This is a genomic window from Helicobacter suis HS1, assembly GCF_026000295.1.
GTDB lineage: Bacteria > Campylobacterota > Campylobacteria > Campylobacterales > Helicobacteraceae > Helicobacter > Helicobacter suis.
Genome location: NZ_AP026769.1, coordinates 129,240 through 145,473 on the forward strand (window position 1 = coordinate 129,240; position 16,234 = coordinate 145,473).

At 39.6% G+C, this 16,234-nt stretch carries 15 protein-coding genes; 6 read left to right on the forward strand and 9 right to left on the reverse strand.

Annotated features, from left to right (window positions below; genetic code table 11):
- The first annotated feature begins 6 nt into the window (after positions 1–6).
- Complete coding sequence (locus OO773_RS00835; RefSeq protein ID WP_006563912.1) at positions 7–915, forward strand: hypothetical protein; 909 nt, start codon at positions 7–9, stop codon at positions 913–915.
- On the opposite strand, the gene OO773_RS00840 is transcribed toward OO773_RS00835, so the two are convergent.
- Genes OO773_RS00840 through pseB form a run of 3 tightly spaced genes read right to left on the reverse strand, consistent with a single transcriptional unit; the run spans position 912 to position 3,896 of the window.
- Positions 912–1,664, reverse strand: coding sequence for a hypothetical protein (locus OO773_RS00840; protein ID WP_264828601.1), 753 nt, complete (start codon positions 1,662–1,664; stop codon positions 912–914). The two genes, OO773_RS00835 and OO773_RS00840, sit on opposite strands and share 4 nt — an antisense overlap.
- Positions 1,658–2,890: a bifunctional phosphopantothenoylcysteine decarboxylase/phosphopantothenate--cysteine ligase CoaBC gene (gene coaBC, locus OO773_RS00845; protein ID WP_176485303.1), complete on the reverse strand. Its 1,233-nt coding sequence runs from the start codon at positions 2,888–2,890 to the stop codon at positions 1,658–1,660. Before coaBC ends, OO773_RS00840 begins: the two co-directional genes overlap by 7 nt.
- Positions 2,880–3,896, reverse strand: coding sequence for a UDP-N-acetylglucosamine 4,6-dehydratase (inverting) (gene pseB, locus OO773_RS00850; protein ID WP_264828602.1), 1,017 nt, complete (start codon positions 3,894–3,896; stop codon positions 2,880–2,882). Before pseB ends, coaBC begins: the two co-directional genes overlap by 11 nt.
- Before the next feature lie 88 nt (positions 3,897–3,984).
- Between pseB and OO773_RS00855 the strand changes: the two genes are divergently transcribed.
- Genes OO773_RS00855 through OO773_RS00875 form a run of 5 tightly spaced genes read left to right on the forward strand, consistent with a single transcriptional unit; the run spans position 3,985 to position 11,007 of the window.
- Entirely contained in the window at positions 3,985–4,839 is an 855-nt protein-coding gene (locus tag OO773_RS00855; protein ID WP_264828603.1) for a bifunctional riboflavin kinase/FAD synthetase, read from the forward strand.
- Between the two features lie 49 nt (positions 4,840–4,888).
- A complete protein-coding gene (gene tkt / locus OO773_RS00860) occupies positions 4,889–6,838 on the forward strand; it encodes a transketolase (protein WP_006563907.1) in 1,950 nt (649 codons plus the stop codon).
- A complete protein-coding gene (locus OO773_RS00865; protein ID WP_006563906.1) occupies positions 6,832–9,141 on the forward strand; it encodes a PD-(D/E)XK nuclease family protein in 2,310 nt (769 codons plus the stop codon). Before tkt ends, OO773_RS00865 begins: the two co-directional genes overlap by 7 nt.
- Positions 9,122–9,925, forward strand: coding sequence for a hypothetical protein (locus OO773_RS00870; RefSeq protein ID WP_264828604.1), 804 nt, complete (start codon positions 9,122–9,124; stop codon positions 9,923–9,925). Before OO773_RS00865 ends, OO773_RS00870 begins: the two co-directional genes overlap by 20 nt.
- A 14-nt stretch (positions 9,926–9,939) precedes the next feature.
- Positions 9,940–11,007: a DNA translocase FtsK gene (locus OO773_RS00875; protein ID WP_406600082.1), complete on the forward strand. Its 1,068-nt coding sequence runs from the start codon at positions 9,940–9,942 to the stop codon at positions 11,005–11,007.
- Positions 11,008–11,297: 290 nt separating this feature from the next.
- Here OO773_RS00875 and dapB read toward each other — a convergent pair whose 3' ends face one another.
- The 6 genes from dapB to OO773_RS00905 form a co-directional block, all read right to left on the reverse strand.
- Positions 11,298–12,062, reverse strand: coding sequence for a 4-hydroxy-tetrahydrodipicolinate reductase (gene dapB, locus OO773_RS00880; protein WP_040499057.1), 765 nt, complete (start codon positions 12,060–12,062; stop codon positions 11,298–11,300).
- Positions 12,062–13,027, reverse strand: a complete 966-nt coding sequence (gene trxB / locus OO773_RS00885) for a thioredoxin-disulfide reductase (RefSeq protein WP_006563903.1) — start codon at positions 13,025–13,027, stop codon at positions 12,062–12,064. The genes dapB and trxB overlap by 1 nt, the downstream gene beginning before the upstream one ends.
- A complete protein-coding gene (gene trxA, locus OO773_RS00890) occupies positions 13,011–13,328 on the reverse strand; it encodes a thioredoxin (RefSeq protein WP_006563902.1) in 318 nt (105 codons plus the stop codon). The genes trxB and trxA overlap by 17 nt, the downstream gene beginning before the upstream one ends.
- Positions 13,329–13,411: 83 nt before the next feature.
- On the reverse strand, positions 13,412–13,750 hold the full coding sequence (locus OO773_RS00895) for a YraN family protein (RefSeq protein ID WP_040499056.1): 339 nt from the start codon (positions 13,748–13,750) through the stop codon (positions 13,412–13,414).
- A complete protein-coding gene (locus OO773_RS00900) occupies positions 13,737–14,942 on the reverse strand; it encodes a homoserine dehydrogenase (protein ID WP_264828605.1) in 1,206 nt (401 codons plus the stop codon). Before OO773_RS00900 ends, OO773_RS00895 begins: the two co-directional genes overlap by 14 nt.
- Positions 14,943–16,199: a cation:proton antiporter domain-containing protein gene (locus OO773_RS00905; protein WP_006565303.1), complete on the reverse strand. Its 1,257-nt coding sequence runs from the start codon at positions 16,197–16,199 to the stop codon at positions 14,943–14,945.
- Positions 16,200–16,234: the final 35 nt, after the last annotated feature.

Below are 16,234 nucleotides of genomic sequence, written 5' to 3' on the forward strand. Positions count from 1 at the left end.
GCAGCCATGATCACTTTAGATACACAGGCTAATGCTAAGCTAGCTACTTCAAATGCCAATGAAAGTACCATGATTGCTAAGTTACAAGAGAATTTGCGCTTATTCCAGCAACTATTAGATCGGGCTAAAAGCCAAGCCAATACTTTAGAACAAATTAAAGACACGCTAGCACAGACTCAAGAATTCATGCGAGCCTCCATCGCCCCATTAGAACCCATGCAAAACTATTTAGAACAAGAACTTAAAACCGCTCAGATTCAAGAAAAAGATTTACAAAAGCGTATGCAGGATTATTTAAAATTCCAGACTATCCAATTAGCCCGCTTAGAAAAAGCCTGTCCTTGGCTAGATTTTAACACCGCTACACTCACCCAAGATCACCCACAAGCCAAACAAATTTTAGAGACTCTTAAACACCACAACCCCCCTTTAGCGCCCAAACCCTTAAGCATGTTACTTTGTGAGCGCGTGCAAGCTAGTGAGGCTAAAGAGAAGTATCAAGAAAATCTTAAAGACATGCAAGAGGCATTACTTAAGGGGGATTTTAAGCACTATAAACAAATCCAAGCCAAGGTCTTTTATCCAGACTCTAAACAAATGCCTTTGATTCCTCTTGATAAACGCTTAGAGCAATTACAAGAGAATTTTTCTAATACCCATTTAGAAGAACAAATCAAAGCCCTTAATTCTCATTTAGCCACAGACTTAAAACAAGCAAAAAATCCCAACGCTAGAGCTTTAGCCTATGCTAACTATAACCAACAAGCACAAGGGCTACAATTGCGGCTACTTTTAGAATTAACCCGCCATTTAGCCTTTCTTAATGAAACTATGGCCATGCAAGCTAGCCTTTTAAATAAACACCTCCCCTTAAAATCTAGTACACCGCTTAATGCTTATGGCTTTCCTAATTAACCTCTAGTATCTAATAAACTTTGCTCAAAATTAAAAAGCGGTTGGGGGGGCTTTGTTACAAAAATCTGGATTTGATCAAAACCCTTTAGCTGATCTTGATTATTCTTGAGATGTTGTGCCACACTCTCATAAGAAACCCCCAAAGATAAACCCACTCCCCCCTCTTGCTTATAAACCACCCCCTCTAAAGGCCCTAAATGTGGGTATAGGGCGTAAAACTCTAGCCGTTCTTGTTCTTTTTTAGCCTTGAATTGTACAAAAGCCTCTTGGTGGCCATCTTGAATAATAAAGCTAGCCACTTGGTGGTGCAAGGAGAGCAAGAGATTACCCAAGATTAAAAAATCTTGGCGGGTGTGGGCGTGGGTAAAATGATGAATCAAGGTTTCTTTATAATCTTGAAAATGCTCTTGGCTTAATAATTTAGGCAAATCTTTTAATTCAAATTTAAGCGGCGCGTCTTTGAGTTGTTCGCTAATGGGGGGCTGGGCTATAAGATTAGAAAGCATAGTTGCCCCCACTGAACTTTTATGCATCAAAGCCCAGTAAGTTTTTCCTAACGCGCACAGAATCTGGCTTTTGGTTTCTAAAATTTGATTACCAAGTTGTAATAAATATTTCTGATCCCCCTTTTTCTCTAAGACTTTTAATAAAAGCGGTAAAGTGGCGTTGAAATTATGGGTATTTTGCGTGTCTTTTAAAAACTCTTGGAGCAGCGAAAGATTTTGTAAGGCGCTAATAGGGTTTAACATGAATTGTAGGTATCTCGCACAAAGTCTAAAATCTCAAAACTCAGATCAAATTTAGTAGAGCATTTAGTGGTTTGGCTTGTAACTTGGTTTAATAAAACTATTTGGTTATTAGTTGCACCTAATGCCTGAGTAGAATTAAGACACACAACTTTACAGCCCTTACCCCCTAAATCTACTGGTTCTAAAAGCTTTTGCGCGCTTGCTAAGGATTCTATGGATTCCTCAGCCTTAAAACCAATTTTATAAAACCCCTCTAAACTTTTTAAAATATCCGGATTTTGCACACATTCTAAATTCCAAGTTGATCCTAAATCTTGTTTTTTTAATTTGCCGGTATAAACATGGGCACTTTTATAATCACTAACGGCAGCTAGCATGAATAAAAAAGGAGGGTTATAAAAATTTTGTTCAGATTTAAGAGCCTTTAGATAATCTTGTGCGCTTTTGACTGAAATACAGGTAATTCCCTCTGGTAATAAAGCAAAAGCACTAGAGATAAAAACCACTTGCGCGCCTTTAAGCCACAGGGCTAAAGCTAGAGAACTTGCCTGTAAACCACTAGAAATATTAGAGATGCAGCGCACAGAATCAATTGCCTCTACACTCCCCCCGCCGGTAACCACTACTCTTTGATCTTGCCAAAAAGAATCAAGGCATAAAGCTTTAACACTAGCCCCCACTATTTCTATTATTTCTGCTAATGCCCCTTTACCGGTTGTATTGCAGGCTAACAGATCGCTTTTTGGTTCTACTATGATGCAACCCCAAGATTTTAACCGTTCTAAGTTTTCTTGTGTGGCTGGTGCTTGTAACATTTGTGTATTCATGGCTGGGGCGATGATTTTAGGGGCATGGCTAGCTAGAAAAGTCGCTGTGAGTGCATTATCTGCTAGTCCATGGGCAAGTTTAGCAAGGGTATTTGCACTAGCTGGTGCTAAGAGTACTAGATCTGCTTTAGCATAGGTGATATGATTAGTACAAGCCTGCTCTTGCATATTCCACCGTTCGTTTTGATCGGTTAGTACGCTAAAGTGGCTTAGAGCTTCAAAACTAAGCGGGGTTACAAATTTACAAGCCCCCGCACTCATCACCACCCGCACATTAGCCCCCATTTTTGCAAAAATGCGCACCAAATCTAAAGCCTTATAAACAGCAATAGACCCACTCACTAAAAGCAAAATATTTTTACCTTGTAAAAGTGTACTATTCATTAAACTAGAGAGCATGTACCATCTCCAAAATCTCTTTTTCTGTGAGATACCAAGGGTTATCTTTACTATTGTAGCTAAATCCTTCGGGTGTGGGTAAACCTTGTTCCCCTAAAAGCGTTTCTGTGTAATTTATGGGCGTTTGAAAAGTAATCGTGGGCTCTAGGATATAAAAATCCTCAAACTCTAAAGCCCTATCATCTGCGCTAATCATCACTTCATGCAATTTTTCCCCCGGTCTAATCCCAACAATTTGTATAGGAATGTGTGGCGCTAAAGCCTTAGCTAAATCTGCAATATTCATACTCGGGATTTTAGGCACAAAGATTTCACCCCCATGCATGCGTTCTAAACTCTTGAGTACAAAGGCCACACCTTTTTTTAAAGTGATCCAAAAGCGCGTCATGCGTGTATCCGTAATAGGGATTTGTGTTGCGCCTAATTTAACTAGCTCTCTAAAAAGAGGGACAACACTACCCCGACTCCCCACCACATTCCCATAGCGCACCACGCTAAACTTAGTCCGCGCACTGCCTTTCATATTATTAGCACTTGTAAAAAGTTTATCGCTGCACAGTTTGGTTGCGCCATAAAGATTAATCGGATTACTTGCCTTATCTGTGCTTAAAGCAATGACTTGTTCTACCTGTGCAGATAAACAGCCCTCAATCACCGCACTAGCCCCTAAAATATTAGTTTTAATGCATTCTAACGGGTTGTACTCAGCAGTAGGGACTTGTTTAAGCGCGGCGGCATGGATACACACATCTACACCCTGCAAGGCGCTTTTAAGGCGATCCTTATCGCGTACATCTCCGATAAAAAAGCGCATTCTAGAATCATCATAGGTTTTAGCCATTTCATACTGTTTGAGTTCATCACGGCTATAAATAATCACCTTTTTGGGCCTGTACTGTTCTAATAAAACTTGGGTACATTGTTGACCAAAGCTCCCCGTACCCCCCGTGATTAAAATAATCTTGTCTTTTAAAAATTCGTCAGCAGGCTTTTTTCTGCTTATCAATCGGTTGAGTATTGATGGAAAAATAGCGCTTGAGACCCATATTTTAAATACCTCCCTTTCTACTCCGCCCCCTCTATGCGTGTTTTTTTTGTGCAAAAAATCCGCGATAAATCCAACTACTTTAAGCCTAAGCATTGGCAAATTTGACGGCGTGCATGTCGCACACCAGCATTTATTACAGGCTCTTGGCCCTCAAAGTGCGGTGTTAGTGGTGGATAAAACAAATCTCAAAGAAGCCCTTACCCCTCTTGACTACCGCCAGCATTTATTAAAAAAATGGGTAGATCAAGTGTATTTTTTAGCCCTAGAAGAGGCTTTTTTATTAGAACCGCCGGAGTTTGTCCGTCTTATTGAGTCTAAATTTTCATGCCTACAAAAAATCGTGGTGGGTTATGATTTTAGATTTGGGCATAAGCGCATGGGCAATGTAGACACATTAAAAACTTTATTAAACCCTAAAATTACCCTAGAGGTGATCCCTGAGATTAAAATTAAGGGCATTTCTTTACACGCTTACCACATCAAAGAATGCATTAAAAAAGGGGATATATCTTTAGCCTGCCAATTTTTAGGACATCCCTTTATGCTAGAGGGGCCTATTATCTCTGGGCAGGGTCTTGGCCACCAAAAACTCTACCCAACCCTTAATATGGCAATCAATCCTGAGATGTTGTTACCTAGTTTTGGGGTGTATGCAACCCATGTTAAATTTCTTGAAAGTTATTTGCCTAGTGTGAGCTTTTTAGGGAATCGGTTGAGTACTGATGGAAAAATAGCGCTTGAGACCCATATTTTAAATACCTCCCTTTCTACTCCGCCCCCCTCTATGCGTGTTTTTTTTGTGCAAAAAATCCGCGATAATGCCTTATTTGATAATTTAAATAGTCTTAAGCACCAGATTAGTTTAGACTTACAAGAGGCAAAACACATCTTAAAGGCATAGACAAGAGCAATTTGTTAAAATAACCCCATTCTCCACTAAAAGGTTTGCCATGCACTTTTCTAAACTCCCTCTTAGTCAAGAGGATTTACCCACTTTACAAAAAATGGCCACTACGCTGCGCTTTTTATGTGCAGACATGGTAGAAAAGGCAAATAGCGGCCACCCCGGTGTAGCGCTGGGTTTAGCCGATGTGGCGGTGGTGCTGGGCTTACATCTTAACTTAAACCCTAAACATGTACAATGGCTTAATCGTGATCGCTTGATCTTTAGTGGCGGGCATGCAAGTTCTCTAGCCTACGCACTTTTACACCTTTGGGGCTTTGAAATTAGTTTAGAAGATCTAAAAGCCTTTAGACAACTTGATTCTAAAACCCCCGGACATTTAGAGTTTGGACACACTCAAGGAATTGAAATCACAACAGGCCCACTAGGGCAAGGTTTTGCTAATGCGGTGGGTTTTGCTCTTGCTAGTACTCTTGCTAAGGATTTTTTAGGGGAGGTTATTTCTCACAAGGTTTACTGTCTATGTGGTGATGGGGATTTACAGGAGGGTATTAGTTATGAAAGCGCCTCTTTTGCGGGGCATTTAGGGCTTAATAATTTGATTGTAATTTATGATAGCAATTCTATCACCATTGAAGGGGAGGCCAATTTAGCCTTTAGTGAGGATATTGCTATGCGCTTTAAATCACAAGGCTGGGAGGTGCTTAGCTGTAATGGGCATGATTTTTTAGAGATTGATAGAACGATTTTACTTGCTAAAACCTGTACTAAACCCGTGCTTATTATTGCTAAAACCACAATTGGTAAGGGGGCTTTAGGGGTGGAGGGGAGTGCTAAGGTTCATGGCGCGCCTTTGGGTTTAAAAACACTTGAGAGCTCTAAAAAAGCCTGTGGGTGGCCTCTTGAGTCTTTTTATATCCCTAAAGAAATTGCCTTGCACTTTAACATGCAAAGAGGCGAGGCTATGCAAAATCTTTGGGAGCAACAAATCACACCAGCTATTCAAGATAAAATCACCCATTTACAAGCCAAAGATTTTAGCCAAGTGATCTACCCTAGCTTTAAAACAGGAGAAAGCCTTGCTACGCGTGCAAGTAATGGGCAAATTTTAAATGCCATTAGCCAAGCTTATCAAGGATTTTTAGGAGGGAGTGCGGATTTAGCCCCCTCTACTAACACCACACTCCACCAAGAGAAAGATTACACACCCTCCCATGTTGGGCGCAATTTACACTTTGGTATTAGAGAACATGCTATGGCAGCTATTAGTAATGGGATAGCTAACTATGGTTTATTTGTACCCTTTTGTGCGACCTTCTTTGTCTTTAGCGATTATTTACTCCCTAGTTTGCGCTTAAGCGCTTTAATGCAAACACCTATCTTTTATATTTTTACCCATGATAGTATTGGAGTTGGCGAAGATGGCCCTACTCACCAGCCTATTGAACACTTAAGCCATTTAAGGGCTTTGCCTAATTTTTATGTGTTTAGACCTATGGATGCCCATGAAAATGTGGCATGTTGGCAGGTGGCCTTGAGGCTTAAATCTAGCTGTGCTTTTGTACTCTCACGCCAAAGTTTAGAGATCATGCCCCCTGTATCATCTGATAGTGTGCAAAGAGGGGGGTATGTTTTATACAAAAGCCCAAGTGAGGCTCAAATTACTCTAGTTAGTAGCGGGAGTGAGGTACAAATTAGTTTAAAAGCCGCCCATTTATTAGAAGAACAAAATATTGCTGTGCAGGTGGTAAGTGTCCCCTGTTTTGATTTACTTTTAAAACAAGATCAAAAATATCTAGAATCGCTTTTTGTCGGGCGCGTGCTTGCAATTGAGGCCAGTAGAGGTTTAGAGTGGTTTAGGTTTGCAGATGCTTTAGTTAATATGGAGAGTTTTGGAAAATCTGCCCCCGGTTCTCTTCTCTTTGAACATTTTGGTTTTACACCGCAAAATATCGCTCAAAAAGCCAAAGATTTATTACAGGAAGTTAAATGTTAGAGGAAAAACCGGTTTTATATGTCTTTAGTAGTAGGCGCGCTTGTAATGCTTTTTATGCCAAACAACAAGATGGATTTTTGCCTGTGGTTTGGAGTGTAAAGGAGTTTTACAACCAGATTAGCTTTATAGATGGGCTCTTAAAAGTCCCTAGAAGTGTACGCCAAGTGCTTTTAGCCCATGCCATTAAAGAAGTCGCCCAAAATTTACCCGAGTCTACAGAACACCTTTTAGTGTTTGAAAAGAGTTTTTTAGGCTATTTAGATAGTAGTACATTTGTGGCACACTTTTTTAACGAGTTGGCTATTTTTGATCTAGATATAAATCAGATTGAAAGCCAAGATATTTATGGTGATTATGCTAACCATTTGGAGGTGTTAAAGCGTATCTTAGCGCATTATCAAGAACAGCTAGAAAAGCATCGTTTTTATGATCGCATTTTGCGTATAGAACCCACCCTTATCTCTGCTGTGCTTGAAAAATTTACACGCATTGAATTTTACTTGGAGGGTTCTTTAAATAACCAAGAACAGCGCTTGCTTTTTAAAGTAGCCTCTTTAGTACCTGTGTTTTTGCATGTTAATTGTGATCGTTATAATAAAGATTTTTTAGGCTTTTTAAAATTAGACCTAGAAGTCAATCACTACTATAAACTGGATTTATCAGCTCTTTTACAAGGTAAACCAGCCATTATAAAAAAACAAGAGCAAAACTTACAGGTAGATCATATCCGTGTTTATGGCTTTAAAACCCGGTTAGAGCAAGTGGGTTTAGCCCTTTTAAGGGTACAAGAATGGTTACAAGATGGATTAGATCCTAGTACTCTAGCTATCATCACCCCGGATTCTTCTATCACTGCCTACCTAAAGCTTTTAGATATAGAAAATAACCTCAACCTTGCTCATGGTCAAGATGTTGAATGGGTCTATTTTGCCTATTTTCAAGCCCTTAAAAACCTACAAATCAACCCGCCCCCTTTAAATGCCTCCCCCTTAGAAGAGCTTGATAAAGTGTGTAAACAAGCAATGGAGCAGGTTTATCCCACTCCCCCCAAACATCTTCAAGATTTCCACGAGGATTTTTATAACAACCTCATGAGCATTAAATCTTTATTAAAAGACTATCCTCTAGCCGATCTCTTAGAACTCTATTTACAAGAATTAAAAAAACAACGCATTGACGATGTCTCTGGAGGCAAGGTTAGGGTTTTAGATGTACTAGAATGCCGCGGGTTATCTTTTGAGCGGGTGGTGTTGTTAGATTTTACTGATCATTTAGTACCCTGTATTCCCGATCACAATTTATTTTTAAATAGTACAACCCGTGCACGCCTTAATATCCCCACCCTCAAAGATCATGAAAATCTACAAAAACATTACTATTACCAAATTTTGCAAAACACTAAACAAGTAGATATTGCCTATTATGTTGATGATAAAACAACTCATTCAAAAATGCTTTTAGAACTAGATTTAAATACACAAATAAGCCCGGCAAACTTTGCCCTCTTTCCCCCTGAAAATAAACACGATTACCTAGATGAAGAGTGTAAAGGCAAAGTGTTAGAGGGTTTTAGCTTTAGCGCTACTAAGTTTAATGATTATTTAACCTGCCCCCGCCGTTTTTATCTTAAATACATCAAAAACTTAACCCCCCCCTCTAAAGATCAATTTAACATGGGCACTTTTTTACACAAACTTTTAAAGAAGCATTATGAAGAACACAAAAACACCCCTGTTAAAGCCTCTGATTTGCTAGAACTAGCGCAAGATGAACAACTAAACGCTTTGCAACGCTTAGAGTTTGAAGTGGCGGTGGATAAAATGAGTGCGTTTTTTGAAAAGGAAAAAGAAATTTTACAATCCAGAGAGGTATTAGTCTGCGAAAAGAAATTTAAAACCTCCATTGCCGGGTTTACATTTAATGGGAAAATTGATCGCATTGATCGCTTAGAAGATGGCAGTTATGCGATTTTGGATTATAAATATAAGAGCAAAGATAAACTAAAAGTAGATACTTTAGAAAACATGGAAGAAAGCCAAGATTACCAGTTAAGTATCTACCATTTAGCTTTGGCCTCTTCTTTGCAAGATGCCCGTATTAGAGTGTATTTTTATGATCTTAAAAAAGGTGAATTGTTGGAGGAATATTTGCAAGTTGTGCATTTTAAACAAGAGCAACTGCAAAACCAACTAAAAAAACTCACTTCTATCATGCCCTTTGAAAAAAGACCTAATAAAGATAATTGTAGCTATTGTCCTTACATGGATATATGTGGTGTGGTTTATGAAAGGGAAAAATATTAGGCTAGGTTTTTATAGTGGCTTACTAGCTTTATTACTGGCTACCTGTTTTGGATCAAGTGGCTTACTTGGCTCTATTGGGGAATTAATAGCCGCTTTACACTTCCATTATTTGGGATATATTGCCTATGTAGATGTGTTTTATTTACTCTATGTCTCTTTTTTAATCCGCCAAAAAAGCCTGAGAGCATTACAATCTCTTTTGGCTAGTTTATTAGGGTTTTTAGCCTTGTTAATGATCCAATCCTTACTGCTACACAGAGGAGAGGTTGGCATGGCTTTATTAGAGGCGATGTTAGATTATATTGGGACTTTAGGGGCATGGGTTGTGGCTTTGATTATTCTTGTATATGCCTATTCTAATCTCTTTCCTAAAAGTTTTACTAGCACTCTAAAACACTTACGGGCAATTTATCGCTCTATCCCAGCTAAACTTAAAACGATCATCACATCAATTAATAACGCTCTTAACATGGTGTTTAAAATTAAACCCACTCCTAAAACTCCCCTACATAAAGATTTCTTTGAACGCGAAAGCCTACCTTTTAAAGTTAAGGTTAGCCACTATACAGAAACACCCAAAGAGGATACACTCCAAGTACGCCTAATTGATCTTCAAAATACCCCCCCTGATCAAACCCTCTCTAACCCTCCTTGCCTAGATATTTCTGCACATCTAGATTTACTCCAACAACGCCACTCCCTAGAAAACCCCCCCATACAAAAGTTAGCCAATTCTAAGCCCTCTTTATTACCCCCACTGATTTACTCAATCCCATTCCAATAATGCCACAACCACAAATGCAAATTCAAGAAAAAAGCCAAAATCTTTTAGCCAAACTGCGCATGTTTAAAATTGAAGGCCAAATAGTTAACACCCATGTAGGTCCTCTGGTAACCACCTTTGAATTCCGCCCCGCTGGCCATGTTAAAGTGAGCCGGGTTTTAAGCCTAACTGATGATCTAGCTATGGCTTTATGTGCCCAATCTATTCGTATACAAGCCCCTATTAAGGGCAAAGATACAATGGGCATTGAAATAGCTAATGCTAAGAGCGCGCCTATTAGTTTAAGAGAGATTTTAGAAAGCCCGGCCTTTGAACAAGCTCCAGCTTTAAGTTTAGCTTTGGGTAAAAACACTTTAGGAGAACCCTATGTTTTAGATTTAAAAACCCTCCCTCATTTGCTCATTGCAGGGAGTACGGGTAGTGGTAAAAGTGTGGGCATGCATGCTATGATTATCTCTTTACTTTATAAAAATACGCCCAGAGAGTTGCAATTTTTAATCATTGATCCAAAACGGGTAGAATTTAGCATGTATGCTAATATCCCCCATTTAAAAGCCCCTATTATTACAGACCCACAGCAAGCTATCAGTGTTCTTAATGAAATGGTGCAGGAAATGGAAGCGCGTTACATGCTTTTAAGTGAACAGCGCGTTAAAAACATTGATGCCTATAATAAAAAGATAAACAAAGAACAACAACTCCCCTTTATCGTCTTTATCATTGATGAATTAGCAGATTTAATGTTAGTGGGGGGAAAGGAAGTAGAAACCCCTATTATTCGCATCGCCCAAATGGGAAGAGCAAGCGGCTTACATCTCATTATCGCCACACAGCGCCCTAGCGTAGATATTTTAACCGGCCTTATTAAAACCAATTTACCCTGTAAAATCAGCTTCAAAGTGGGTTCTAAGATCGATTCGCGCGTTATTTTAGATACAGAAGGCGCGCAAAATCTTTTAGGTAAAGGCGATATGCTCTTAATCCAGCCGGGCAGTAGCGCACCTATACGCCTCCATGGCCCCTATGTGGCTGAGGAGGAGATAGAAAGAATTATTGATTTTATTGAAAGTCAAAGCAACTAATCTATATTTGTAAGCCTGTAATTAGGTACAACCCTTTAAAACTTGTCGGCGATCTATCTATCTTTAACGAGGGATAAGCCCAGTAAGTAAGCTTAAAATATCTTTGCATTTGGGTACTTTACAAAAAATTTTCTTTCAAATTGGAGTTTTCTTTTACTTAATATAATTAGGGCGCTTAACCCACATATTCGCACTCCACACACTCAAAGCCAGAGTATTAGTAGATTATCAAACTAAAGTTACAGGCTTTTAGTGCTAGTGGTAAATATTGTGTCTGTAATCTTGAATATTTAAGAGCGGTATAAATCTTGGATGTGATAGAGTCCGGGTTTTTGCAAGGCTAGCCACTTGGCGGCCTCTAAAGCGCCTTTGGCAAAGATTGTGCGATCGGTGGCGGTGTGGTTAAACTCTAAATATTCGCCGTCTAAATAAAAACCCACAGTATGGCTACCCACCAAATCACCCCCACGCAAACTAGAAAAGCCAATTTCACCCTCTTTGCGTAACCCTTCTCTGTGTTGTTGGCATGCTTGTTTAAAATCTATTCCTCTAGCCTGCGCGCAGGTCTGTCCCAAAGTAAGCGCGCTCCCACTGGGCGCGTCTTTCTTGTAGCGGTGATGGATTTCACTGATTTCAATATCAGCATGGACTAAGTCTTTAGCCACTAAACCCACAACCTTATTAAGTACAGCCATTCCTAAGGACATGTTAGAGGCGTGTAAAACAGGGGCTTTTTGACTTAAATCTAGCAAAGCTTGCCATTCTTTTAAACCAGTGGTACCAGAAACTAAGGGGAGAGGGTGTTTAAGTAAAACTTGGATTAACTGATCTAAAGCCTTAGCAGAGGAAAAATCAACCACGATTTTACAGTGGGCGATAAACTGTTCAATATCATTAGTTACAAAAGTATCTTGCGGGAGAATTTGGGCTAGATTTAAACTCAGATTTTGGCGTACAAAAACGCTAGAAAGACTTAATTGTGGCTGTTTTTGTACTTCTCTAGCCAGTAAACTACCTACTTTACCACTAGCCCCAAAAATACCAACTTGTAACATCAGGTATGAGAATCTAAATAAGCAATCGCAGAAAGAGCAGCCGTAGCTCCATCGCCTGCTGCGCACACCACTTGTTTAGCCGCGCTAGTACGCACATCTCCTGCTGCAAAGAGACCTTTAATATTAGTTTTCATAGATAAATCCACCATAACAGCGCCATAAGAATCGCAGGCACATAGCATGCTCCCATTTTCTTGTTTTAACACTTCATTATTGATCTCATAGCCTACAAAGATAAAAATACCGGGTACGGCTAGTTCTTGTATAGCGCCTGTCTGGGTGTTTTTGAAAACTACCGCATTCACTCCAGAAGCATTGCCTTTAATCTCCTCCACCACAGCTGGGGTTAAAAACTCAATCTTAGGTTCATTCTTAGCACGCGCAACAGTAACAGGCGCGGCGCGGAATTGATCGCGGCGGTGGATTAAATAGACTTTACTACACATTTTAGCCAGATAAAGCGCCTCTTCTAAAGCGGTGTCCCCGCCTCCTAAAACAGCCACTTCTTTATTTTTATAAAAAAAGCCATCACAGGTAGCACAGGTACTCACCCCATTACCCCAAAACTCTGACTCGCCTTTAATCCCCGCTCTTTTAGGCCGCCCACCGGTGGCTAAAATCACACTTTTAGCGCCAATACTCTTACCCTCATCTGTGTAGATTACAAAGCGATCCTCTTGAAAACTAATTTGAGTTACTAAAGTCATTTCTTGCTTTAATCCAAAACGAAAGCATTGTTCTTGCCATGGTTGCATAAAATCTAACCCACTCACCACCTCGCGCACACCCGGGTAATTTTCAATCTCGCTACTAAAGGTGATTTGCCCACCAGGAGCTCCTTTTTCAAATAAAACCACCTCTTTCACGCCTCCCCTTGTTGCATACAGCCCCGCGCTTAAACCCGCAGGGCCCCCACCAATGATTGCAAGGTCTAGTAGAGATGAGTTATTAGAGGAGTTTGTCAATGTTATCCTTTAAAGATTGTTTGGATAGCGCGCCCACGGTTTGGTTGATTACTTTGCCATCTTTCATATAAAGTAAAGTGGGGATACTGCGGATACCATAGCGAGAGGATAGTTCTTCTTGTTCATCTGTATTAACTTTACAAATTTTAGCCTTACCGGCATATTCAGCGGCTAATTCATCAATGATAGGGGCAAGCATTTTACAAGGCCCACACCATGGAGCCCAAAAATCCACCATCACAGCACCATTACCGGTTTCTGCGTCAAAATTTTCACTAGTCAGCTCAACATAACTTGCCATTGCTTTTACTCCTTGTATTTTTAAATTTAGCCCAGCATTGTATAACATAGAATATAAAGCCTACCTTTAGGGTCTCATCATCATTAAAGGGTAATATTTTCAATCCATTCAATCTGGCAGTGGGGGGGAGTACCTTTAAGAGTGATTGCATCAATACAAAAATCATAATTGACTTGGCTTTGTTGTAGATAAACACCAATGCTCTTTTTAATTTTTTCAAGCTTGGAGGGGGTGATTGCATAAACAGGGTCTGTACTTTTACGGCTTTTAACTTCTATAAAATGCAACACCTGATCATACAAGGCAATAATATCAATTTCACCAAAACGGCAAGAAAAATTTTGCGCTAAAATACAATATCCCCTAGCAATCAAATACTGGCATGCAAATTGTTCGGCTAATCTCCCCTTAGTAAAACTCATAAAAACACAGTACCTGTATCTGGCGTACATCATTAGAGGTTCTAAAAGGTTTTAAACTCTGCTCTAAGCTTTGATCATCAATGGGGGGGGTTGTATAAATATGTGTGTTTTGCTCTTGAATGACTAATTTAGCCTCTAGGGCATCTACTAGGTTAGGGGCATTTTTAATAAATTCTAAACGGATATAGCGAGATCTTTTAGGGTGCGAACAAATTGGATAGGGGGTGATGGGCAATTTTAAAGGCTTTCTTTTTTGTTTTAGATTTTTAGACATCTCTACTAGATCGCTAATAACCGCACTAACACCCCGTGCTTTAGATAAGTCTTTAACAACCCCCTTTTTAATCACTAAAGAATCCCCAACAAGACTCACCCCATTCATCACCCCTTCTATTTGTGCTAATAAACTCCGCTTGGGTAATAACATGGGTTCTACCCCCAATGTGATGCCCTCTTTGTACTTGTGGGCATAGGCCACTAATTTAATGCGATAACCTAGTTGTTTGGCATAATGTAAATCAGAGGGTTTGATCTGTTCAATTCCTTCTACATGGATAGTGTTTAGATCAATAAGGCTATTGAAGGCTAAAAAGGCTAGGATTAAAAGCTTATGCGCGCTATCTTGCCCACTGACATCTAAATGGGCGTTGGCTTCTGCATACCCTAAACTCTGGGCTTTTTTAAGCGCCTCTTGAAAATTCTTCCCCAAGGACATTTGGCTTAAAATAAAATTACTTGTACCATTAAAAATCCCTTGTATAGCTGTAATTTCATTGGCCACTAAACCCTCTTTTAATGCCCTAATAATAGGAATTCCCCCTCCTACACTTGCCTCAAAACCAATATTAGCATGCAAAAGATGGGGGTATTTGGCTAGCATCGCCTTATTGGCCGTGATAAAACCTTTATTGCGTTTTAAAGATTCCTTAGCTATTTGGTAGGCTAATTCTACTGCACCGGTAAGTTCTAGTACAATCTGAATATCCGGATCTTCTAAAATGTCTTCTAAAGAATTGCTAAGAGGGAAATTAACCTCCCGTGCTTTAGATAAGTCTTTAACAACCCCCTTTTTAATCACTAAAGAATGCCCACACCGCCTAGCTAGTAAGTCTTGGTGTTTGTTTAGAATTTTAACAACACTTAGCCCCACACAACCTAGCCCCACAATCCCAATATACACAGCACCCGCCATTTATTTGACATCCTTTTTAAGCTCGCTTTGGCTGTGGAATTTGTGGGTGAAAAAATCCACTAAAGAGTCTAGGTATTTGAGAATAAAGGGAGTGATGAGCATAGAAAAGATGATCATTAAAACCAAAAATTGTTGGATATCACCTGCACCCACACGGATAATATCATGATCGCGCAAGAAAGCCAAAACGCCTTGATGCTTTTGCAAGGTTAATAAATTGAGTTTACTTGCACTTAAGAATACAACCAAAGCAAACTCCCCAATTTGGGCGAGTGAAAGCGCTGTTTTGATCGCACTTTGGGCATCTCTAAAAACACGCAAAATTAAATAAAGAACTAAAATTTTTAAGCACATCGCTAGACTAATTAAAAGAATCACAGCAAAGATATTTTCAAATAAAAAGTCTAAATGGATTTGCATGCCCACCGTAACAAAAAAGAGACCTAAAAAAATATTTTTCAAGGATTCAAATTCTTCTTGTACACGGATACGATAACGCGATTTAGAAATAGCAATACCGGCTACAAAAGCCCCTAAAGACATAGAAAAACCAAAAAAGTGGCTTAAGCTTGCTGCGCCTAGAATGATGAGTAAAATTGTACCCATGAACAGCTCAGGTAGGCGACTCTCTGCTGCTAGGTTTAAAATCTTGGTGGCTGTTAATCTGCCCGGTAAAAGTAAAAGGGCTAAAATAATCGCAGAGGAGACAACGGTTTTAATGATGAGTTTTAGGAGGTGATCACCCCCCCCTCCCATGAGCATTAAAATAAGCAAAATCGGGATTGCTGCGATGTCTTGGAAGATTAAAATCCCCACCACAATTTTACCCACAGGAGTATTTAGTTGCTTACTCTCTTCAAAGGATTTTAGTACAATGGCTGTAGAGGAGAGAGAAAAACCCATCGCCACTACCAAAGAAAATCCCCAAGATGATCCCATGACATAATAACCAAAGACCACAAGAACAATGGAGGTAAGCACCACCTGCAACCCTCCAAATAACAAAACTTCTTGTTTCATGCTCTTAAGTTTGTCAAGGTTAAATTCTAGGCCAATCATGAACATTAAAAAGACAATCCCAAAATCTGCAATATCTGAAAGCGATTCAAAATCTGCAATGCGAAATAACGCAGCAATCACTAGTCCTGTTAGGATATAACCAATGATTACGGGCATTTCTATTTTCTTTAATAACAAACCACTAACCACACTCAACCCCAACCCCGCTACAATCACATACAGTGCATGTGTTTCCATAATTCTATGCCCTTAATTCTGCTTGTTTTAAAAAC